Annotated in this window: 18 protein-coding genes and 1 tRNA gene; 11 read left to right on the top strand and 8 right to left on the bottom strand. The window is 45.6% G+C overall.

Translation table 11 applies throughout. The annotated features are described in order from the left end of the window. Positions 1–98: 98 nt before the first annotated feature. From F9L33_RS08635 to F9L33_RS08650, 4 genes are all read left to right on the top strand, one after another. Entirely contained in the window at positions 99–641 is a 543-nt protein-coding gene (locus F9L33_RS08635) for a hypothetical protein (RefSeq protein ID WP_152142356.1), read from the top strand. Positions 642–643: 2 nt separating this feature from the next. Further along, complete coding sequence (locus F9L33_RS08640) at positions 644–976, top strand: hypothetical protein (protein ID WP_152142357.1); 333 nt, start codon at positions 644–646, stop codon at positions 974–976. An 84-nt stretch (positions 977–1,060) separates the two neighbouring features. Further along, positions 1,061–1,720, top strand: coding sequence for an HAD hydrolase-like protein (locus F9L33_RS08645; protein ID WP_152142358.1), 660 nt, complete (start codon positions 1,061–1,063; stop codon positions 1,718–1,720). Further along, a complete protein-coding gene (locus tag F9L33_RS08650) occupies positions 1,720–2,883 on the top strand; it encodes an NAD(P)/FAD-dependent oxidoreductase (protein WP_152142530.1) in 1,164 nt (387 codons plus the stop codon). Before F9L33_RS08645 ends, F9L33_RS08650 begins: the two co-directional genes overlap by 1 nt. A gap of 34 nt (positions 2,884–2,917) precedes the next feature. Here the strand turns inward: F9L33_RS08650 and serA are convergent, their stop codons facing one another. Then, a complete protein-coding gene (gene serA / locus F9L33_RS08655; protein WP_152142531.1) occupies positions 2,918–4,510 on the bottom strand; it encodes a phosphoglycerate dehydrogenase in 1,593 nt (530 codons plus the stop codon). 54 nt (positions 4,511–4,564) lie between these two features. Next, positions 4,565–5,725 (bottom strand): phosphoserine transaminase, encoded by a 1,161-nt coding sequence (locus F9L33_RS08660; protein WP_152142359.1) that lies wholly within the window; start codon positions 5,723–5,725, stop codon positions 4,565–4,567. A 167-nt stretch (positions 5,726–5,892) separates the two neighbouring features. Here F9L33_RS08660 and serB point away from each other — a divergent pair, with 167 nt between their 5' ends. From serB to F9L33_RS08690, 6 genes are all read left to right on the top strand, one after another. Then, positions 5,893–6,774 (top strand): phosphoserine phosphatase SerB, encoded by an 882-nt coding sequence (gene serB / locus F9L33_RS08665; protein ID WP_152142360.1) that lies wholly within the window; start codon positions 5,893–5,895, stop codon positions 6,772–6,774. Positions 6,775–6,883: 109 nt separating this feature from the next. Continuing rightward, on the top strand, positions 6,884–7,381 hold the full coding sequence (gene comD / locus F9L33_RS08670; RefSeq protein WP_152142361.1) for a sulfopyruvate decarboxylase subunit alpha: 498 nt from the start codon (positions 6,884–6,886) through the stop codon (positions 7,379–7,381). Positions 7,382–7,383: 2 nt separating this feature from the next. Next, the gene (comE, locus tag F9L33_RS08675; RefSeq protein ID WP_152142362.1) at positions 7,384–7,938 is read left to right on the top strand and encodes a sulfopyruvate decarboxylase subunit beta; all 555 of its coding nucleotides are present in this window, start codon (positions 7,384–7,386) and stop codon (positions 7,936–7,938) included. Between the two features lie 180 nt (positions 7,939–8,118). Further along, positions 8,119–9,897 (top strand): sulfoacetaldehyde acetyltransferase, encoded by a 1,779-nt coding sequence (gene xsc, locus F9L33_RS08680; protein ID WP_152142363.1) that lies wholly within the window; start codon positions 8,119–8,121, stop codon positions 9,895–9,897. A 148-nt stretch (positions 9,898–10,045) separates the two neighbouring features. Continuing rightward, positions 10,046–10,417: a hypothetical protein gene (locus tag F9L33_RS08685; RefSeq protein WP_152142364.1), complete on the top strand. Its 372-nt coding sequence runs from the start codon at positions 10,046–10,048 to the stop codon at positions 10,415–10,417. A 165-nt stretch (positions 10,418–10,582) separates the two neighbouring features. Further along, positions 10,583–10,675, top strand: a tRNA-Ser gene (locus F9L33_RS08690). A gap of 61 nt (positions 10,676–10,736) precedes the next feature. Here the strand turns inward: F9L33_RS08690 and F9L33_RS08695 are convergent. Continuing rightward, positions 10,737–12,155: an FAD/NAD(P)-binding protein gene (locus tag F9L33_RS08695; protein WP_152142365.1), complete on the bottom strand. Its 1,419-nt coding sequence runs from the start codon at positions 12,153–12,155 to the stop codon at positions 10,737–10,739. A gap of 282 nt (positions 12,156–12,437) precedes the next feature. On the opposite strand from F9L33_RS08695, the gene F9L33_RS08700 reads away from it, so the two are divergent. After that, a complete protein-coding gene (locus F9L33_RS08700; protein WP_226804046.1) occupies positions 12,438–13,310 on the top strand; it encodes an aldose 1-epimerase family protein in 873 nt (290 codons plus the stop codon). 5 nt (positions 13,311–13,315) lie between these two features. On the opposite strand, the gene F9L33_RS08705 is transcribed toward F9L33_RS08700, so the two are convergent. From F9L33_RS08705 to F9L33_RS08725, 5 genes are all read right to left on the bottom strand, one after another. Then, positions 13,316–14,848, bottom strand: a complete 1,533-nt coding sequence (locus F9L33_RS08705) for a Hint domain-containing protein (RefSeq protein WP_193222004.1) — start codon at positions 14,846–14,848, stop codon at positions 13,316–13,318. Positions 14,849–15,184: 336 nt separating this feature from the next. After that, the gene (locus F9L33_RS08710; protein ID WP_152142367.1) at positions 15,185–16,927 is read right to left on the bottom strand and encodes an acyl-CoA dehydrogenase; all 1,743 of its coding nucleotides are present in this window, start codon (positions 16,925–16,927) and stop codon (positions 15,185–15,187) included. 58 nt (positions 16,928–16,985) lie between these two features. Next, positions 16,986–19,670, bottom strand: coding sequence for an ATP-binding protein (locus F9L33_RS08715; RefSeq protein WP_152142368.1), 2,685 nt, complete (start codon positions 19,668–19,670; stop codon positions 16,986–16,988). Further along, positions 19,670–19,924, bottom strand: coding sequence for a hypothetical protein (locus F9L33_RS08720; protein WP_152142369.1), 255 nt, complete (start codon positions 19,922–19,924; stop codon positions 19,670–19,672). Before F9L33_RS08720 ends, F9L33_RS08715 begins: the two co-directional genes overlap by 1 nt. After that, positions 19,921–20,289 carry a response regulator transcription factor gene (locus tag F9L33_RS08725; RefSeq protein WP_152142370.1) on the bottom strand — a complete coding sequence of 123 codons (369 nt, stop codon included), beginning with the start codon at positions 20,287–20,289 and terminating at the stop codon, positions 19,921–19,923. Before F9L33_RS08725 ends, F9L33_RS08720 begins: the two co-directional genes overlap by 4 nt. Positions 20,290–20,315 lie beyond the last annotated feature (26 nt).

Here is a 20,315-nt window from a genome sequence, read left to right on the forward strand (position 1 = left end):
TTAAAAATAACTATAAAACTGCTAGAACATTGTAGTATTGGCAAATTCTAGGTTCCCAAGTACGCCAAATGTATGGGTTAGTTTTTAAAAGGTGTGTCATGGCGAATGCCAAAGTTGAAATCAAAAAACAGGTTGGAGTATTCGATTGGTTTACGCCTGTTGGCGTCATCACCGTTCCGTCCTTTATCCTACGCGCCTTAACGGCAGTTTTAATTTTCCCAATACCAACGTTGATCGCTGCATCTGCTGCTGCCGTCATAGATAAAGACAGCACAAACGGCACGATAAACCTGACAGTTGGTTTAGTCGCAATAACCTCTATTGTTCTTGGGATTTGGGTACTATTGGCGACGCTCACAAAACACTACCGCACCAAAGGCGTTTTTGCCCCGTTTCTGTTTGCGCTGCTCACACCTGTTTTACCTTTTATGCTGGTTTTAACTTGGCTCTTTTCCTCCAAAGAGCGCCGTACACATTATGAGCATTTGGCGGAGCAACAGGCGGCCCTGCGGAAAATGGCAAAATCCAAACGCAAAACAAAATCTATGGGCGGGCGTACCAATGCAGGTTATAGAAGACTTGCAAAAGACAAAGCATCATACCGCGATGATGGTGCACCAACCGTACGCAGACGGAGATAAAGATGACGACCGAGAAAAAACAAAAACGCAAACAGCAGGTTTTCACTTTGCTGGTTCAGGTCGGTCGTAACGACAATGACGGTTTGCCAAAGAATGCAACAGGCGGTGCCATGATGTGTTTCGCCAGCGGCGTAGACGAAGCAGAAGCTGTGCGTGAAACGGTTGCTTTGTTAAAACGTGCTGATCTGGCGCCTTTGGATGTGACAGGCTACGGCACATTGGCCGAACGTCTTGAAGAAGGGCACGATATTAATCAAGAAGAACGGGATTTGATGCAGCAAGCTTTGGATGAAAATTCCGTGGTTGTGTATCAGCTGACCCCTTTTTACGACTGAGGTTCGTAAATTAACGTCTGACAAAAAGTCATACGTATGTCATACGCAAGTCATACGCGGATCATACACGAGGTTTGACCAATCATGCTGACCATATTCTTCGATCTTGATGGTACATTATTAGACAGCCAACCAGGTATCATTTCATCCATTCAACAAGCGATGACAAAGCTAGGTGGTGAAGAGCCAAGTGCAGATGAACTGCGTGGTTTGATCGGTATGCCGCTGCCTTATATCTTTACCAGCCTAATGGGTGAATACGCGGATGTTGGCGAAGCGGTTGACCTTTACCGCGACCATTACACCGAAGAAGCCATGTATGATGCCGAACCTTATGATGGCATTGGCGAGATGTTTGATGAATTGCATACGGTGGATGCGAAACTCTTTATTGCTACGTCGAAACCACAGATTTATGCACAACAAATTGTCGAGCATTTTGGTATTCATGCGCATATCGAGCGGGTCTTTGGATCTGAGCTGGATGGCACCAATTCCGACAAAACCGCGCTGTTGCAATTTGCGCTGGATGAAACGGGCGAAGACCCTGCAAAATCTATTATGGTGGGCGATCGTCAGATGGATATCTTTGGTGCAAAGAACAATGATATCCTGAATATTGGTGCGATGTGGGGCTATGCGGACGACGGTGAATTGCATATGGCCGAGGCGGATATGCTGGCGGGTGCCCCAGAAGAAATCCCAGAGATTTCATTTGATCTGCTGGGTATCGAGACAGACTGATGAAAACCTGTGATGTTTTGATTGTTGGGGGTGGGCCTGCGGGGTTATCTGTAGCGTCTTCATTAGCAGATAATATCAGCTCTATAATTGTTCATCAGGACATGGAAATTGGGAAGCCTGTTCGCACCAGTGGTGGTAGCTTTTTAAAGGACATGGAGCGACTGTGTCCCAATCAGGACATTTATCAAGTAATTGATAAATTGGACTATTTTTCAGATAATGCTGAGGCGCGTTTTGATGTTGAGACCGATAAAATGGTCATTTTAGATGTCACAAAACTCTACAAACATCTGGCATCTTTATCGGATGATAAACCGCGCGAATTGCTGCTAGGTACAAAGTATATCAACACCGTGGAAGAGGATGGTTTTTATACCTCTACACTACGTTTGCGCGATGGTGAAAAACAGCAAGTGAAATCCAAATATATCATCGATGCGTCGGGTTGGCATTGTGCGGTCACGGCTCCGCTTGGGTTGGTGGAAAAGCCAGAGCGTTTGGGCATTGGTACGGAATATGAGTTCGTACAAAAAGATTACCCAATGAATCGCGCGATCCTGTTTGTTGGTTCGCATGTTCTGTCAGGCTATGGTTGGGTTTTCCCCACGAATTACGGCACCGTGCGTTTGGGCGTGGGTGTGATTAAGCCCGACACAGACGACAGCCCGCGCGATGTGATGCAATCGCTTTTGGACAGCGGATTTTTGGATAAGTTGGGTGTGAAAGTGCCAGAGGATTATGAGGTGAATTCGGGCATTTTACCCTCTGAACCTTTCGATCAAAATGTGGTGTTTGGCAACATTATCCGCGTCGGAGATTCTGCAAATTGCGCAACCCCTGTGGCGGGCGAAGGTATTCGCATTGCGATTGAACAGGGACGTGCACTTGGTACGCTTTTGACAGAAGCGATCAGAACCAACAGCCCGCGCCCATTGGATTATTTCGAAAAAGCCTATGCCGCTAAATATGCCCGCGATTACCGTATCGGCTTTTGGGCGAACCAACGGATTGCGCGTTATACCCCTGCGGATTGGGATAAATCGGTGAAACGTTTGGCTAAGATGGATGAAGTGCAAATGACTGAGCTCTTGCGCAGCAGGTTCAGTTTGAAATCCATTTTACGCACTGTGATTTTACACCTGAAGCGTAAGCTATTCGGATAGAAAAAGGGCACCCAAATAGATGCCCTTAATATTGTTACATATCGAATTCTAATGGATGCACAGAGGCGAACAAACCAGTGGTTTTAAGCTGGTGCAATACATCTGCATTTGGCGCATCATCCAAGTATAAAAGCGCAATTGCGTCTTTGCCAACGTCACTACGACCCAATGTAAAGTTCGCAATGTTTACGCCATTCGCACCCATCGTTTGACCCAAAGCACCGATGATACCTGGCACGTCATTGTTGGTTGTGTAAAGCATGTGGCGGCCAACTTCAGCATCGATGTTGATACCTTTGATCTGAATGAAACGCGGTTTGCCATCAGAGAACACTGTGCCGCCGATAGAGCGTTCGCGATCGTCAGTAATAACTGTCACGCGGATATAACCATCGAATGCGCCAGCTTTGTCTTGGCTGGTTGTGCTGATCTTAATACCGCGTTCTTTGGCGATCACTGGGGCGGAAACCAAGTTCACATCAGGGTTTGCTTTTTTCATGATACCCGCAACTACTGCACAGTTCAGTGCGTCTAGGTTCATGTCTGATGCACACCCATCGTATAGAATGTTGATTGCCTTAATCGGTTCCTCTGTCATCTGACCCGCAAAACTGCCTAAGTGATCAGCAAGCTTGATCCATGGTCCCATAACCTTGGCCTCTTCTGCGGTCACAGATGGCATGTTCAATGCGTTGGTTACAGCACCTGTCAGCAAGTAATCAGACATTTGTTCTGCTACTTGCAAAGCCACGTTTTCTTGTGCCTCTGTTGTTGCAGCACCCAAGTGCGGTGTACACACAACGTTTGGCAGGTTGAACAATGCATTTTCTTTGGCAGGCTCTTCTGCAAACACGTCAAAAGCTGCGCCAGCAACATGGCTAGATTTTAGCAGTTCTGCCAAAGCCTCTTCGTCAACCAAACCACCGCGGGCACAGTTGATGATGCGAACGCCTTTTTTGGTTTTTGCCAAGTTTTCAGCAGACAGAATATTGCGTGTTTGATCTGTTAATGGGACGTGCAGCGTAATGAATTCAGCGCGTTCCAGCAGTTCATCCAACTCAACTTTTTCAACACCCATTTTGTCAGCTTTTTCGGTTGATAAGAATGGATCGTAAGCGATCACTTTCATTTTCAAACCACGGGCACGGTCGCAAACGATACCACCGATGTTACCAGCACCAATGACGCCCAGAACTTTGTTTGTCAGCTCTACACCCATGAACTTTGACTTTTCCCATTTGCCAGCATGTGTTGATGCTGATGCTTCTGGGATTTGGCGTGCGACTGCGAACATCATTGCGATTGCGTGTTCGGCTGTTGTGATCATGTTGCCAAATGGTGTGTTCATGACGATCACCCCTTTTTTCGACGCAGCAACTTTGTCTACGTTGTCGGTGCCTATACCAGCCCGTGCAACGACTTTTAGGTTTGTTGCAGCGTTTAGGATTTTTTCGGTCACTTTTGTGGCAGAACGGATTGCAAGGCCGTCATAATCGCCAACCTTAGCGGCGAGCGCGTCTTTGTCTTTACCCAGATCAGGTTCGAAGTCGACTTCGATACCGCGATCGCGAAAGATTTGAACGGCGGTTTCAGACAGTTTATCAGATACAAGTACTTTAGGCATAATAGCCTCCATTAGAATATGTTGGGAGGCTGGCCCGTTGGTGGGCCAGCGATAAAATTAAAGCGTGGCGATTTGCGTTTCAAACGCCCAGTTCAACCACGGTGTCAAAGCTTCTAGATCAGCTTGTTCCACTGTGCCGCCTGTCCAGATGCGCAGACCTGCTGGGGCATCACGATAAGCGCCGATGTCATAGGCAACGCCTTCGTCATCCAGCAGTTTAGCCAAACCTTTTGCGAATGCTGCTTGGGCATCTGCATCAAGGGCAACCACACGCGGGTCTGAGATTTTCAAACAAACGGATGTGTTGGATAGGGTTGCTGCATCTTCGGCCAAAAAGTCGATCCAATCGTTCGCTGCAACGAAATCGGCAAGCACTTTCATATTGGCATTTGCCTTGGCGATCAGGCCATCTTTATTGCCTTGGGCTTTGGCCCAATCCAATGCGAACAGGTAATCTTCGACAGCTAACATAGAAGGTGTGTTGATTGTAGCGCCCTTGAAAATGCCATCGATCAATTTGCCACCTTTTGTCAGGCGGAAGATTTTCGGGAGTGGCCATGCTGGTGTGTAGCTTTCCAAACGTTCTACTGCGCGTGGGGATAGAATCAGCATGCCATGGGCAGCTTCACCGCCCAGAACTTTTTGCCAGCTGAATGTTGTGACATCCAATTTGTCCCAAGCAAGTTCTTGGGCGAATGCGGCAGATGTTGCATCACAGATTGTTAGGCCTTCGCGGTCAGCGGGAATGAAATCACCGTTTGGAACCTTCACGCCAGAAGTTGTGCCGTTCCATGTGAAAACGACATCGTTGTCGAAGTTCACTTTCGTTAGATCTGGTAGCTTGCCATAATCCGCATCATGGTGATTTACGTTCTCAAGCTTAAGCTGTTTTACAACATCGCTGACCCAGCCAGCGCCAAAGCTTTCCCATGACAGCATGTCTACGCCGCGTGCGCCAAGCAGTGACCATAGTGCCATTTCAACAGCACCTGTGTCAGATGCAGGAACGATGCCGACTTTGTAATCGGCAGGAATGTCCAACACTTCACGTGTGGTTTCGATGGCTGCTAGTAATTTGTTTTTCCCAATCGCGGCGCGGTGTGAGCGGCCAAGGGCGGCATCGTTCAATGCATCCAGCGACCATGTGGTCGGCTTGGTGCAGGGGCCAGAAGAGAATTGGGGATTGTTCGGACGAATGTCCGGTCGTGGTAGTGTCATAATGTGTATCCTCACAGATATAATGCCCTTCGTTGGGGAAGGGTGTCCCACGTACTTGGATATGGACACTTGCTGGGATACACAATAGGAGTTGCGTGATTTTGTGACGTTTTTCAATGATAAGATGTCGCATTATAGTGAATAAATTTACGATAGGAAAACATTGTATGTATGCGGCAACTTTGATCGCCAACCCGAAATCAGCTAATTTAACAGCTGAGATCGTGACAGAAACCGCAACCAAACTTGGGGTGCAAGATATTGATTGGCTTAATGAAAATGTGGCTTGTGATATCTTCTTACCTAATGAACGTCACCCAGTTGAGTTGGATGTGATCAGGGATGCTTTGCGCCAAAACGAGATAGATTTCGTTGTTCAACCGATTGAAGGTCGTCGCAAAAAGGTTTTGTTGGCGGATATGGACAGCACAATGATTCAACAAGAATGCATTGATGAATTGGCGGCAGAGGCTGGCGTTGGCGAACATGTGGCGGGAATCACGGCGCGTGCGATGAATGGAGAATTGGATTTCGAAGACGCTTTGCGTGAACGTGTTGGGTTGCTGAAAGGTTTGGATGTTTCGGTTATCCAAAAGGTGATCGCATCGCGGATTACATTGATGCCAGGTGGTGCAGAGCTGTTGGCAACGATGAAAGCAAATGATGCTTATGCGGCTTTGGTATCTGGTGGCTTTACGGATTTCACTCAAGCGATTGCGGATAAGTTGGGTTTTGATGAGAACCGAGCGAACACATTGTTGCAAAGCGATGGGATTTTAACGGGTGAAGTTGGCACACCAATTTTAGGGCGTGAAGCAAAGGTGGAAGCGCTTGAAGATATCATCGATCAAAAGGGTTTAACGACTGATGATGTGATCGCTGTTGGTGATGGTGCAAATGATCTTGGCATGTTGGGGCGTGCAGGAACAGGTGTCGCGTTACATGCCAAACCTGTTGTTGCAGAGCAAAGTGGTGTGCAGCTTAATTTTGCTGATCTGACAGGACTTTTATATTTGCAAGGCTACCGCATTTCAGAATTTGCGGCTTAACACCATTTCAGAAACCCAAATTGAGATTTCCCGAAGGAAGGGATTCTTAATTGTGGTGCGATTGCTTTCCTGCAAAGGTTTCAAACGAAACAGCTAGGAGGGCTGATAAATGTCCGTGAATGAAAAGATCGTATCCGATCTTGTTGCCAATAATGTTGAGTTTGTAACGACTGTTCCCTGTAAACAATTGGCAGGCGTAATCGATCAAATCGATGCCTGCGATGACATCTATCACATTCCTTCAAACAAAGAAGATGAAGGTATGGGGCTGTGCGCAGGTGCATTCATGGGCGGCAAACGCCCCGCGATCATCATGCAGAACACAGCGATTGGTGTGACCATCAATACGCTGGTGACACTTACACAATATTACCGCATGCCGTTACCGATGCTGATTAGTTATCGGGGTGAGTTGGGTGAGCCTGTTGCTTGTCAGGTGGAAATGGCGGTTCACACCAAAGCGCTTTTAAACCAGCTGAACATTCCGACATATCATTTCCATCACGAGGATGATGTGAATGAATTTGATGCAATCCTGAAACACACATTCATGTGCAACAAGCCTGTCGCGATTTTGACGGATGCTTCTTTCTGGAAAGGATACTGATTATGATACGCTCTGAAATCTTAAAAGAAATCGCACCTGTTATTTCCGAACATTTGGTTGTGTGTAATATTGGTTTGCCCAGCCAAGAGCTGCATATGATTGATGATCAACCGACGAATTTTTATATGCTCGGCACGATGGGCCTTTCATCCTCTATCGGTTTGGGTGTTGCTTTGGCGCAGGATAAGAAGGTTATTTCTATCGATGGTGATGGCTCGGTTCTGACTAACTTTGGAACGTTGCCGACGATTGCCAATAATGTGGCGGACAACTTCATTTTGCTGATCATTGATAACGGCAGCTATGGTTCAACGGGTGACCAGCCGACCTATGCAGGACGCAAGACATCTTTGACGGCAGTGGCAAAAGCTTGTGGTTGTGAAAACGTCATTGAATGCAAAGCTGAAGAAACACGTGGTGTTTTGGAAGATGCGTTGAAATCAGACAAAATGACAATCATCGTGGCGAAATGTGAAAGCGGTAATATCAAAGTACCTGTCATCACAATGGATCCTGTCGTAATCCGCGACAGATTCATGAAACAGGTGCATAGTTAAGCTTTTATAGGCTTTTTACGGTTCAGTGACTGCATTTCGTTCCGTTTTTCCGAAAGAGTGTTCGGAATCTTTGAACGCGATGCTAAAATTTTACTGCCACTGGACTGAATCAGCACGAGTGAAGTACATCAGTTTACATCGAAATTTAGCCGTTCGCGGCCCCCATGGGAGATTTTCATTATGAAAATGACAACAGAAGAAGCTTTTGTAAAAGTCTTACAAATGCACGGTATCGACAACGCATTTGGGATTATCGGATCGGCTATGATGCCTATTTCTGACCTTTTCCCAGCTGCTGGCATCAAGTTTTACGACTGTGCTCACGAATGTAACGCAGGCATGATGGCTGACGGTTACACGCGTGCAACTGGTAAAATGTCTATGATGGTTGCGCAAAACGGCCCTGGTATTACATCTTTGGTAACACCAATTAAAACGGCTTACTGGAACCACACACCATTGTTGATCGTAACACCACAAGCTGCGAACAAAACAATCGGTCAAGGCGGCTTCCAAGAAGTTGAGCAAATGGCATTGTTGGAAGACATGGTTGCTTACCAAGAAGAAGTTCGTGACCCATCTCGTATGGCTGAAACTTTGAACCGTGTAATCTTGCAAGCGAAACGCGCTTCTGCACCAGCACAAATCAACATTCCGCGTGACTTCTGGACACAAGTGATCGACGTCGATCTACCAGCTGTTGTTGAATTCGAACGCCCACAAGGTGGCGCAGACGCAGTTAAAGCTGCTGCTGACTTGCTTTCAAACGCTAAGAACCCTGTGATCTTAAACGGTGCTGGTGTTGTTTTGGCTGACGCTATTGGCGACTCAGCAAAATTGGCTGAACGTTTGGACGCGCCTGTATGTGTTGGCTACCAGCACAACGATGCGTTCCCAGGTTCACACCCATTGTTCGCAGGTCCTTTGGGCTACAACGGTTCAAAAGCTGGTATGGAATTGATTTCAAAAGCTGACGTTGTTCTATGTCTTGGTACACGTTTGAACCCATTCTCAACGCTACCTGGTTACGGCATTGACTACTGGCCACGTGATGCGAAAATCATCCAAGTTGACATTAACCCAGACCGTATCGGCCTAACTAAGCCTGTAACTGTTGGTATCGTTGGCGATGCGAAAAAAGTTGCAAACGGCATTTTGGAGCAGTTGTCTGACACAGCGGGTGACGCAGGTCGTGAAGAGCGCCGTACAGTGATTGCGAAAACAAAATCTGCATGGGCTCAAGAGCTAACATCTATGGACCACGAAGACGACGATCCAGGCACAACTTGGAACGAACGTGCACGTGACCGTGAGCCAGGTAAAATGTCTCCTCGTATGGCTTGGCGCGCAATTCAAGCAGCATTGCCAAAAGAAGCAATTATTTCTTCTGACATCGGCAACAACTGTGCGATCGGTAATGCTTACCCATCATTCGAAGAAGGTCGTAAATACCTAGCACCTGGCCTATTTGGCCCATGTGGTTACGGTTTCCCGGCGATCTGTGGTGCGAAAGCTGGTCGTCCAGACGTGCCAGTGGTTGGTTTCGCTGGTGACGGCGCATTCGGCATCTCAATGAACGAAATGGTTTCTGTAAACCGTGACGATTGGCCTGCTGTGACTATGGTTATCTTCCGCAACTACCAATGGGGCGCTGAGAAGCGTAACACAACATTGTGGTTCGACGATAACTTCGTAGGTACAGAGCTTGCAACTGAAGTAAGCTACGCTGGCATCGCAAAAGCATGTGGTGTTGAAGGTGTTGCTGTTTCTTCTATGGAAGAGCTTACAGACGAGTTGAATAAAGCTGTTAAGCGTCAAATGAACGAAAACAAAACAACGTTCATCGAGGTCCTATTGAACCAAGAACTAGGTGAACCATTCCGTCGTGACGCAATGAAGAAACCAGTTTCTGTTGCAGGTATCGATGCTGCGGACATGAAGCCACAAGCTGGCGCATAAGTTTACTAAATATCTTAGAAAGGCCTCTGATTATTCAGGGGCCTTTTTGTTTAAGCAGACTTAACTTGCCTGATTGTGAAGCCTTTCGAATTGGCTGTATCACAGTGAATTGATTGGTGGGTGTTGCGAAGTATGGCTAGAAAATTGAATGCGTTACGTTTTTTTGATTGTTTTGCTGGCATTTCCAGCCGCCGCCGCCGATAAGCGTGAGGTTTTTTACGGGACATGGGGTACACCGAAACAATGTTCTCGTGAAACGATAAAGTCTGGCGGGACAGTTTTGTCCGAACCATTTGAAATCAGCGCAGACTGGTTAAAACAGGGGCAACTTTGGTGTCGTCTTAATTGGTATCCTATAGAGATTCGCGAAGATGGGTTTTTCTCAGGCGCGTTTGCACAGTGCGGCGAAGATTCTGTACGCGATTATTCCCTTGGTATGGTGCTATCTGATAACAGCCTTACACTGCGGTGGGATTTCCCATTGTCGAACGGTCCATTGATGCGTTGTTCGGATACTTGAGCCCAAAGTCCTGCGCATCACTCTGGCCGCGAAACTTCTGATGATGAGCGCTCAGAACTGGGATAAATCGCTAGGAAAGCAACGAAAACAGAGATTTAGAAGTTTTCTATTATTACGTTTAAAAAGTGGTTGTTTTCCCGCTACTTAATCCATAAATACGTCCGTGGAGACGTGGCCGAGTGGTCGAAGGCGCTCCCCTGCTAAGGGAGTAGGCGGTTTGTAGCTGTCTCGAGGGTTCGAATCCCTTCGTCTCCGCCACCCGTCTTTCATTCAATTGAAATGGGGCATATACGATTTAGAGATATTCTGGTTCGTTAATCTATGTGCGGAAGACTTGTGTGCGCAGCAAATGTGCATCGTACAGTGGCATTGGCATCACTTCATCACCGATTACAGTTGTTGCAGGGGATAAATAGCGTAGGCCTGTGACCTGTGTTCTACAGCCTTCGCCGACCGCTATGCCACCACTTTGCGCACAAATAGTGATCCATTTTTGGTCAATCAATGAACGTGTTAAAGGATCAAAATCGAATTGTGACCCTGCACCAGAACAGTTGATTACGAAACCTGTTTTATGTCTTATCATCATACCTGTGCCGTTTTTCAAAATCACATTTGCACCAGATTCCATAACTTCGATAGCTTTGACAGATCCGCGAATAATCTTTGTAGAGCCAGTAGCGTTTAGCCGTTTGAAATCCATAATTGTGTCGCGTGTTCCTCCACGAAACCAATGACGTAACGTGTTTGGTACTTTGCGTGCTTCGTCTATATTGGGGATTAAACTCTTTAAACCGTGCTCCGTAAAATATGCACGAAACCCAGAGCGTAATTCGCCCATCTGAAGCCCGTTTTTCCGAGCAGATTGTATATTTTCTTGCACCGCTGCAAGAAAGCTTTCTGCAGTTGGATAGGGACCCTTAAGATTGGGGCGCATAATTTTGCGAGGTAGTTGCGGGATTAAAGGTTCTGGCAATGACCCACGCGGTGAACAGGCGGTTAAGCGAATTTGGTCTTCTGGTAGCAAAGATTGGCACAAGCGCAAAACATCAAGCATCGTGGCATTCATGCCTATACAAAAAATTTCCGAACCTTTTTGAATGTGTTCTGCAATGCGTGCTTCGTTGCCAAACAATGTTGAAGCACTGAATGTACTGTCATCTCCATCGATACGTTGGGTTTCAGGGCCGCCTGTGGCTATGTCTACTGTGTCTGCGCAATGGTGTTGGTTATCGCTTGTTTTAACGCGGAAACCATTAATTGTTTCCATAATAGCGATTGCTGTACTATTTATTAGTCGAACTTTGACGCCGTTTTGTTGGAGTTTTGTCAATGCCACTTTTGTGCGTTCTTCGATGAAATCCCCTAGGAATGCGCGGGGTACATTCAGGCCTTTGATGTCACCTTTATCAACAAACGTTTGTGCTGCTGCCAACCAATTCAATCTTCGACCTTGCATTTTTTCGCATAGGCTAGCCCAATTTTTTTCCAGCCATGGGCCAAAATCTGGATCAATATCTTCGGCAGGAGAGTTTAATAAATACGCGAACTGCCAAGGCGTTTCTTGGGGTTCTGCCGCATATGCCAATCCACGGCCAAGGCGCGTTGCATTGTTGCCGATGACGATTAATTCGTCACCGGGCTTTAGTGTGCAGCATTCAGAAAATGCTGCTGCAGTAACACCATCTCCAATAATCATGTGACGGCGTATCTGATGTCGTTTTTCATGGTCAGACATGGTTGTGATTGTCCTGGAATACTTTGAATATTTTATATTTGACTGTGTCTATATAAAACGTAAGCACTACAAATTTTCATTTGCTTATTAGGGTATTGGCGGCAATCAAGCAATGGAATTTGGCCAAATCAAGGCCTGTTTTTGAATTTTTATAAATATGGAAAAAGACAAGTTTTGCGCGCATAATTGTACAGCAAATGGAACCTTTTGTCTGATATTGTTGAATTATATAGCCTAGCAGATTATCGTTGATTAGAGATATAGTACAAGTGATCAACGATTATGATACCAAGCCTAATTTCATTAAGGAATGAATACCTTTCGGTATCAATTTCAGATTTAGGTGCAGAGATGCAAAACCTTTGTATGCATGATGGGCGAAATATTCTATGGAATGGGGACGCAGCATTCTGGACGGGGCGAGCGCCAATATTGTTTCCGATTGTTGGCCGAGCTCCTAATGATGAAATTGCGGTAGGTGATCACAAAGCAGATATGGCTCAGCATGGTTTTGTGCGACGTTCGGTCTTTAAGCTTGATGATGTTACTGCGCACATGTGCCGACATGTTTTGCAAGATAATGACAATACGCGTCACAGTTACCCTTTTAGATTCCAGATGACTGTAACACATCGCATAATCGATAAGACGCTGGATGTGCAGGTCATTATTGAGAACCGAGACAATCGGTCAATGCCTTTTGGGTTTGGATTTCACCCAGCGTTTTCGTGGCCATTACCTGGTGGTGAAGGTCAGGTTCATCACGTTCTATTAGACAATGAAGCCGAGCCAGAAATGGTGCGTTTGCAAGATGGGCTGATACCGGACCAAATTCTGGCTTCACCTTTTACAAAGGGGCGCTTAGAAATCACACCGGATATGTTCTGTGAAGACGCAATGATTTTTCCAAGTGGTTCTGGTACTGGGTTAACTTATGGCATAGAGGGCGGTCCCCAGCTTAAGTTTAACTTTGAAAACCTACCCAATCTTGCACTTTGGAGTAAACCTAATGCTCCGTTTTTATGTGTTGAACCATGGCATGGCATGGCTGCGCGCGTAAGTGCTTCGCCGCAAATTTCTGAAAGGCCTTATAGCTTAGAGCTTGCAGTAAATGGTGCAATAAAGTTTGGGTATAAAGCCGAAATACGCCTTTGATGAAATTATGAATCCATGTTTTTTGTGATGATGCGTGCTTCATAGGATTTCAAGCTTGGGTAAGCCGCAGGGTAAGCAGCTTTTTCTTCAACCATTTGCGGAAACAACTCTAGCAGCTCTTCTCTCGCTTCTGGTTTCATATCTGCAACCGTTGCGGCGCAAGGATGGAAGCTTTCTGTTGGTAGCCCATTGCTGAAAATAATCTCATGTTGATCAAAAGCGATGTGATAGTAGGTCACACTATTACCGCTATGATCAACTGTAATTGTTGTGTCGTTTACTAGGACGTGAGCTGGTATTAAAATATCAGAGCTATTAAACATCAACTCAGCATGCCAACTTTGCAAAAATACACGGTGCTGACGTGATATAAACAAATCTTGCTCTGGCATGTTTGTCCCAAAAGCATCTTTTGCAATCTTTATGGGTCGTAGTTTTATATTTTCTGCAAGACGTGATGATGGAATATTGGATGAACCTATCCAGCGGATTTCTTGTAAACCGTTATCACGAGTTAATATATGATCACCAACTTCTAACTCTTCAACATTGGTTAATCCACGCGCTGTCAATATCTTGGACCCTTTGACAAAACATGGAACGAAAGGGATGATCACAACGCCTGACGTTAAAACGGAAGAGCCTTCATCAAAGCGAGAAACCACCTCTACCTCTAGGTCTTCGCCAAAATTCACGGGAAAGCCGGCGATTTCTTCATTGTTGATTGTAAAGCCAAGCGGTGTTGTTACCAAAACACCATCACCAGGTGTAAATACACCATAGCTCACGCCATCAACAAATACTTCTACTTCTTGTAGTTCAGGCAAAGGGGGTGGTGCTGTAATAACGTCTACCAATTGGGCTACATCTGTCACACGTTCTGCGCCGCCAGTGTTGTCGATTGTATTAAGACCGCCTAATGAACTGTTAGAGCCAACACCAATGGCCGTAACGCTTGCGCCGAAATTTGTTTCTAGAAGCGTAAGTTCGTCTGAACCATTGTCGCCCCGGTTACGTGCGCCATCAGATAGAAAGATTACTGCATTCGTATCGTTTGTGTCAACATCACCTGCAGCTGTCCATGTATCAATAACTTCATCTAGCCCAGATTCGAAATTTGTAGCACCGCCATCATTTAAACCGTTTACGGCAGTATTAAATTGGGATTGTTGATCTAAAGTGAATGTCCCAAGTGTCGCGCCATCATTGTTATATTCAATCAATGTAATTTCTACGGTGCTTGGATCATAACCTGCGTCAATGAAACTTTGGAACACTTCTTGTGCCGCAATTTGTTGCGCTTCTAGAAATGTGTCATTGTCGCCATCGCCGTCAACGTCACTGCCAGAGTTATTACCTGTTGATCCCGACGTGTCGATTACCAAGGCTATATTGATATCAGGAGACAAACCGCTAGTTGTAATGTCTACGCTCAAAGGTAATGTTTCATCTGTCGACACTGGTAACGTAACCTGTTGAGTTACGTTCAAGCCATTAAAGGTATCACTTGTCGTTGTTGTTGTCGTTGGTGTATCCATCGGTACCATTCCAGATAATTAATAAAATTAGGTATTTATGTTAATGAGCCTCTAAGGCTTTTCAATTTGTAATGAATTTTATTCTCACCAACACAATATAGTCAATCTTATAACATATTTAAGACATATTGTTTGATGCTTTCAAGGAAACAGTCTGTTTCTAATGCATTTTAAAAACATTCATACCTAAAAGCCCACAAAACAGACTACCCTTCAATTTTTAAAATGAAAAATGAGTGGAGTTTGTCCCGCTTAATCGACAAACTTCACTCAGATTTTAGATGATTCTGTTGTGGAAAATTATAATAACTGAGCGTTGGCAGCTTTATAAACCTTCTATGCAACCAACCATTTAGGATCTACTGCTTCAATTGACTTTGAGCCGCTTAAGATCGTTTGTGAGAGCGATTTTACACGGGGTAAGCTATGCGCTGCAAAGACGTTTGCATGGGCAATCTTGGCATCTAGGAAGGCGTCATCCCAATCGCCAGACCCTTTTTGGTCTTCCGCAGCTATTTTGTTTTTCAAAGCCATCCAACCACCAGCTAGATGTCCAAGCATCATTAGATAAGGAACAGAAACCGCAGCTGCTTCGCGCGTAGATAATCCACCTGTTAGGATGTAATCTAATGCTTGCTCTGCATCATCCGCAGCTGCATTCAAAGTATCATCCGCACCAGTACGAATATCTTCTAATAATGAGCGCACAGCCACACCTTGATCGCGCATCGTTTTACGAAACACTAAGTCATTGGCTTGAATTGCTGTAGTACCTTCGTAGATTGGTAAAATGCGTGCATCGCGCATATGCTGAGCAGCACCCGTTTCTTCAATAAAGCCCATGCCGCCATGAACTTGAACACCGTCTGATGCAATATCCACAGAGCGTTCTGTCATCCAACCCTTGATGATTGGTACCATCAATTCTGAACGAGACTGCCAATGCGCTTTACTCTCGCCTGTATCATAGTGACCGCGGTCTAATGCAGTGGCACCATAAAGCGCTAAGGAACGCATAGCTTCGATTTCAGCGCGCATTGTTGCAAGCAGGCGCATCACGTCTGGGTGGTGAATGATTGCATCGCCATCAGCGCGATCAAGTGGTGTGCCTTGTTTACGCTCTTGGGCATAGCTTAGAGCCTGGTGATACGCGCGGTTAGAAATTGATAGGCCTTGGATGCCCACACCAAAACGGGCGTGGTTCATCATGTTGAACATCACTTGCAGACCATTGTTTTCTGGCCCAACCATATACCCAATTGCGCCTTCGTTTTCGCCGTATTGTAGTACAGCTGTTGGGGATCCGTTGATGCCCATTTTATGCTCGATAGATACGCATTTCACATCATTGCGTTCGCCCAATGAACCGTCTTCGTTCACAAGGTATTTTGGTACGATGAATACAGAGATACCTTTCACACCTTCTGGTGCATTTGGGGTGCGGGCCAATACAAGGTGAACGATATTTTCAGACATATCGTGTTCGCCATATGTGATAAAAATCTTTTGACCTTTAATGCGATAATGGTCACCATCTGGGGTAGCTTGCGAACGGATAGATGCAAGATCAGTACCTGCATGCCCTTCAGTTAAGTTCATTGTTCCTGTCCAGCGACCTTCGGCCATTGGTGGGATAAACATTTGTTTCTGCTCTTCGGATGCAGATGTTTGCAACGCGTGGATCAAGCCTTCGGTTAATAGATGACACAGTGCAAAGCCCATGTTTGCGGAATGCCACATTTCGCGTACAGCGGCGCATAGCAATTCAGGCATGTTTTGCCCGCCATATTCCTCTGCTGTACCTATACCTGTCCAGCCACCTTCGCCCAGTGCTTTGAATGCTTCTTTAAAGCCTTCTGGTGTTGTGACCGTATTGTCAGAATGCCATTTTGACCCAGTCGTGTCACCTGAATGATTTACGGGTGCTACGATTTCAGTGGCGACACGTGCTGCTTCTGAAATGACTGCATCACAGATGTCTTCGCCGTAATCTTTGAATGGCTCAAGATCGGTGATAGCATCCAACCCAATGACATGGCGGATAGCAAAGCGGATATCATTTTCGTCAGCGTTAAACATGGGAACCCCTGAATCAATTTTTCTATATTAAATATGGCTTTGATAGCTTTGTCGTCAATTACCTTGCGTCGCGTGATTTTGATGTTCTTGGGATGGTTACCGTGAACATCGCGCCTGTTTTTGATGGGGTAAAGACAACATCGCCCCCAAGGTTACGCATAATTTCTGCACAAATTGAAAGCCCAAGTCCAACACCGCTTGAGGATGCCCCTGATGAGAGTTTAGAAAACTTCTCAAAAATGATTTCTTGATCCGCTTCTGAAACGCCTGGGCCATTGTCTGAAATCGTAACAGTTAAAGCTTTAACCGTTTCGGCGACACTAAAGTCGATAACAGGCACATCTTTATCGTTATATTTAATTGCGTTTGTTATAAGATTAATAAAGACCTGTGCCAGCCTGTCTGCGTCTGTAAACAGGGTGATCTTCTGAAATGCTGTTGGGATGTTTACCTTGATTTCTTTTGTGTCAAAAGCCGTTTGGCTGGCAGTAATGGATTGCTCTATAAGCTTACCAAGATTGCGGTTTTCTAGATTCAGTTTAACCTTACCACTTTCTAAAAAGCTTAAGTCCAAAATATCATCCAAGATACGTGTTAAGCGTTGGCTTTCATCATTAATAATAGATGAAAAATGCGCGAACTGCTTACGATCAATTTCGCCGTCATTCATTAGGATTGCCGAAAATGATCGTATAGATGTCATCGGAGTACGCAATTCGTGACTGACCTGACTAAGGAAGTCATCTTTTTGTTGGCTGAGTTTTGTCAGTTTATTATTTGCTCGGCGCAATTGTTTTGCTGTTGCGGCTAATTCTTTCGACTGTTTTTCTAACCGAGCGGAATATTCCATGACCTGTGCGGTTTCATCCGCCACCGCAATCAACTCTTCAACAGATACCGTGTCGCGACCAGAAATTTGTCCAACCATTGCATGGGCGGTGGCGGCACCCACAGAACCCGCGAATTCACGTTCCAAAGTTATGATAAATTCTGAAGTTGGATCGGGCAGGCCAGAAGGTTTTCCCTGTTCTTTTGCTTTCGCTTCAAACAGGCGTCCAGCCTCGGTCCGACCCAAGATACGTTGTGCCAATATAAACAGATCATCCGATGTTGTAATTTGGCTTGGCATGTGGCGCTGTGACGTGCGCCCAAACACGTTGGTAAATTCTAGGGCTTGTAGGTTTTCCAACGGTTTTGGTGAGGTGAAAAGCGAAACGGAAACAAAGGCGAATAGGTTTAAGCACATGGACCAGAATACTGCATGAACCAATGGGTCTTCTATTTCAACGCCAAGTAATGCTTGTGGCCGTAAAGCTGACAGACCAAATAAGCCATTTTCAATAGTATCCTTTGACAACAGGAAGCTGTCGCCGAAGCTTGGTAGGAATAATGTGTAAGCCCAAATGGTGAAGCCCACTAAAATGCCTGCAAGAGCACCTGATCGGGATGCATTTTTCCAGAACAAACCAAAGAATAAGGCTGGTAAAACCTGAGCAATCCCAAGAAAAGCGATTAGGCCGATAGATGCCAGTGCGGATGTTCCGCCTGTGAAGCGATAATAGAAATATCCCAAGGCAAGAATGCCAGCGATACTGATGCGTCTGCTGCGTAGCAGGATAGAACGTACATCATCACTTTCAGGATTACGTGCATGTGTGCGGTAAAGCCAAAGGGGTAATACGATGTGATTGGATACCATTGTGGAAAGGGCGATGGCTGCAACAATTACCATGGATGTAGCGGATGAGAACCCGCCCAAGAATGCAAGTGCTGCAATGCTCTCCTGACCCATGGCAAGTGGCACCGTCAGAACGAACAAGTCAGGGTTAGAACCTTCTGGTAAAATCTCTTGCCCAACGACAGCGATTGGAACCACGAATAAACACATCAAGAAAAGATAAAGTGGAAAAGCCCAACTTGCGGTTGCCAGATGGCTTTCGGCATCGTTTTCGACAACGACAACTTGGAACATGCGCGGCAGACAGATGATGGCGGTTGCTGATAGGAATGTCAGTGTTACCCAGCGTGAATTAAAAACACCTGTGTCTTTTGGCATGATCTCTTCGGCGTTTTGTAAGATATCTTTTGGGCCATCTGCAACGAACCAGACAACAAAAATACCAACGGCTAGCAACGCAATTAATTTAACGACAGCTTCCAATGCGATAGCTGTAACCACACCATGGTGGCGTTCGTTGGCGTCTAGGTTGCGTGTGCCAAATACAACGGTAAAGGCGGCAAGGCCAATTGCAATTAAGAGTGCTGTGATTGCTGGTGAAGGTGCGTTCGCATTGTTTTCTGTGAAAACAGCAAAGCTGAGTGTAAGAGATTGCAATTGCAACGCGATATAAGGTGTTGTGCCGATCACGGCCAGTAATGTCACCACAACAGCCAATAAATTACTTTTGCCATAACGCGATGAAATAAGGTCAGCGATGGATGTGATACGCTGGGTGCGGCCAATACGGACGAGTTTACGCAGTAGCCACCACCAGCCGACAAAGACCAAAGTGGGGCCAACATAAATCGCTAGGAATTCTAACCCATTACGAGCGGCTGATCCTACAGCGCCGTAGAATGTCCAAGCAGTACAATAAACAGAGATGGATAAGGTGTAGACAATGGGTGACTTTAAAAAAGTCATCTTGTTCTTTTGTGCCCATTGTTCAGCCAAAGCTGCAACGCCAAACAAGATGGCTACATAGGCCAAACAAATGCCGGCGACTATGTTGAACGTTAACACTATTTCTCTCTAATTTCAGGCGCTAATGCGCGAGACAAAAAATAAGCTGCAGCAATCAACAAAGCCCAAACACCAAAGATAAACAAAAGAGTTGTTATCAAAGAAGAGTTGCCATCATCCTTTGTGAAAACTTTAACAATGGGCGTTAATAGTAAAAACGTCCCAATGATTGGCAGAATTAATGCAATTTCGCGTTTCTTTCGATTGCTGCGATTGCGCTTATCCACATTATCAAAGGAAGTGTCTTCACTCATGCGGATAACAAGGTATGAATGTTTCTGATAATTTCTTTATTCGAAAAGGGCTTTGTCATAAATAGGCTGACCCCCGCTTCTTCTGCGGCGGTGCGATCTTTTTTCTGACCTTTCGCTGTAAGCATTAAGACTGGTAAATCGGCAAATCCCTCAATAGCTCGTAATTCTTCTAGGATTTGCATGCCGCTTTTATTGGGTAGCATCATATCTAATACGATCAAATCAGGGTTGGTTTTTTGGATGTGTTCGACACATCCGTCACCATCCATGAACGCAGATACATTTAACCCTTCCCGGGTCAGTAAAAAGGACAAAGCCTCTATGATAAATGGTTCGTCTTCGACGAGTAAAACAGATTTAGCCACGCACCCCTCCCAAAATATGCGGCTTG

This window comes from Amylibacter sp. SFDW26, from assembly GCF_009184395.1.
Lineage (GTDB): Bacteria > Pseudomonadota > Alphaproteobacteria > Rhodobacterales > Rhodobacteraceae > Amylibacter.

Bases quoted from the DNA above. Each gene is read 5' to 3' on its own strand.
- F9L33_RS08645 (WP_152142358.1), top strand. From the start codon at position 1,061: ATGCTGACCATATTCTTCGATCTTGATGGTACATTATTAGACAGCCAA.
- comD (WP_152142361.1), top strand. From the start codon at position 6,884: ATGTCCGTGAATGAAAAGATCGTATCCGATCTTGTTGCCAATAATGTT.
- F9L33_RS08650 (WP_152142530.1), top strand. From the start codon at position 1,720: ATGAAAACCTGTGATGTTTTGATTGTTGGGGGTGGGCCTGCGGGGTTA.
- serB (WP_152142360.1), top strand. From the start codon at position 5,893: ATGTATGCGGCAACTTTGATCGCCAACCCGAAATCAGCTAATTTAACA.
- F9L33_RS08685 (WP_152142364.1), top strand. From the start codon at position 10,046: ATGCGTTACGTTTTTTTGATTGTTTTGCTGGCATTTCCAGCCGCCGCC.
- F9L33_RS08710 (WP_152142367.1), bottom strand. From the start codon at position 16,927: ATGTTTAACGCTGACGAAAATGATATCCGCTTTGCTATCCGCCATGTC.
- F9L33_RS08660 (WP_152142359.1), bottom strand. From the start codon at position 5,725: ATGACACTACCACGACCGGACATTCGTCCGAACAATCCCCAATTCTCT.
- F9L33_RS08720 (WP_152142369.1), bottom strand. From the start codon at position 19,924: ATGAGTGAAGACACTTCCTTTGATAATGTGGATAAGCGCAATCGCAGC.
- xsc (WP_152142363.1), top strand. From the start codon at position 8,119: ATGAAAATGACAACAGAAGAAGCTTTTGTAAAAGTCTTACAAATGCAC.
- F9L33_RS08635 (WP_152142356.1), top strand. From the start codon at position 99: ATGGCGAATGCCAAAGTTGAAATCAAAAAACAGGTTGGAGTATTCGAT.
- F9L33_RS08705 (WP_193222004.1), bottom strand. From the start codon at position 14,848: ATGGATACACCAACGACAACAACAACGACAAGTGATACCTTTAATGGC.
- comE (WP_152142362.1), top strand. From the start codon at position 7,384: ATGATACGCTCTGAAATCTTAAAAGAAATCGCACCTGTTATTTCCGAA.
- F9L33_RS08700 (WP_226804046.1), top strand. From the start codon at position 12,438: ATGATACCAAGCCTAATTTCATTAAGGAATGAATACCTTTCGGTATCA.
- F9L33_RS08695 (WP_152142365.1), bottom strand. From the start codon at position 12,155: ATGTCTGACCATGAAAAACGACATCAGATACGCCGTCACATGATTATT.
- F9L33_RS08640 (WP_152142357.1), top strand. From the start codon at position 644: ATGACGACCGAGAAAAAACAAAAACGCAAACAGCAGGTTTTCACTTTG.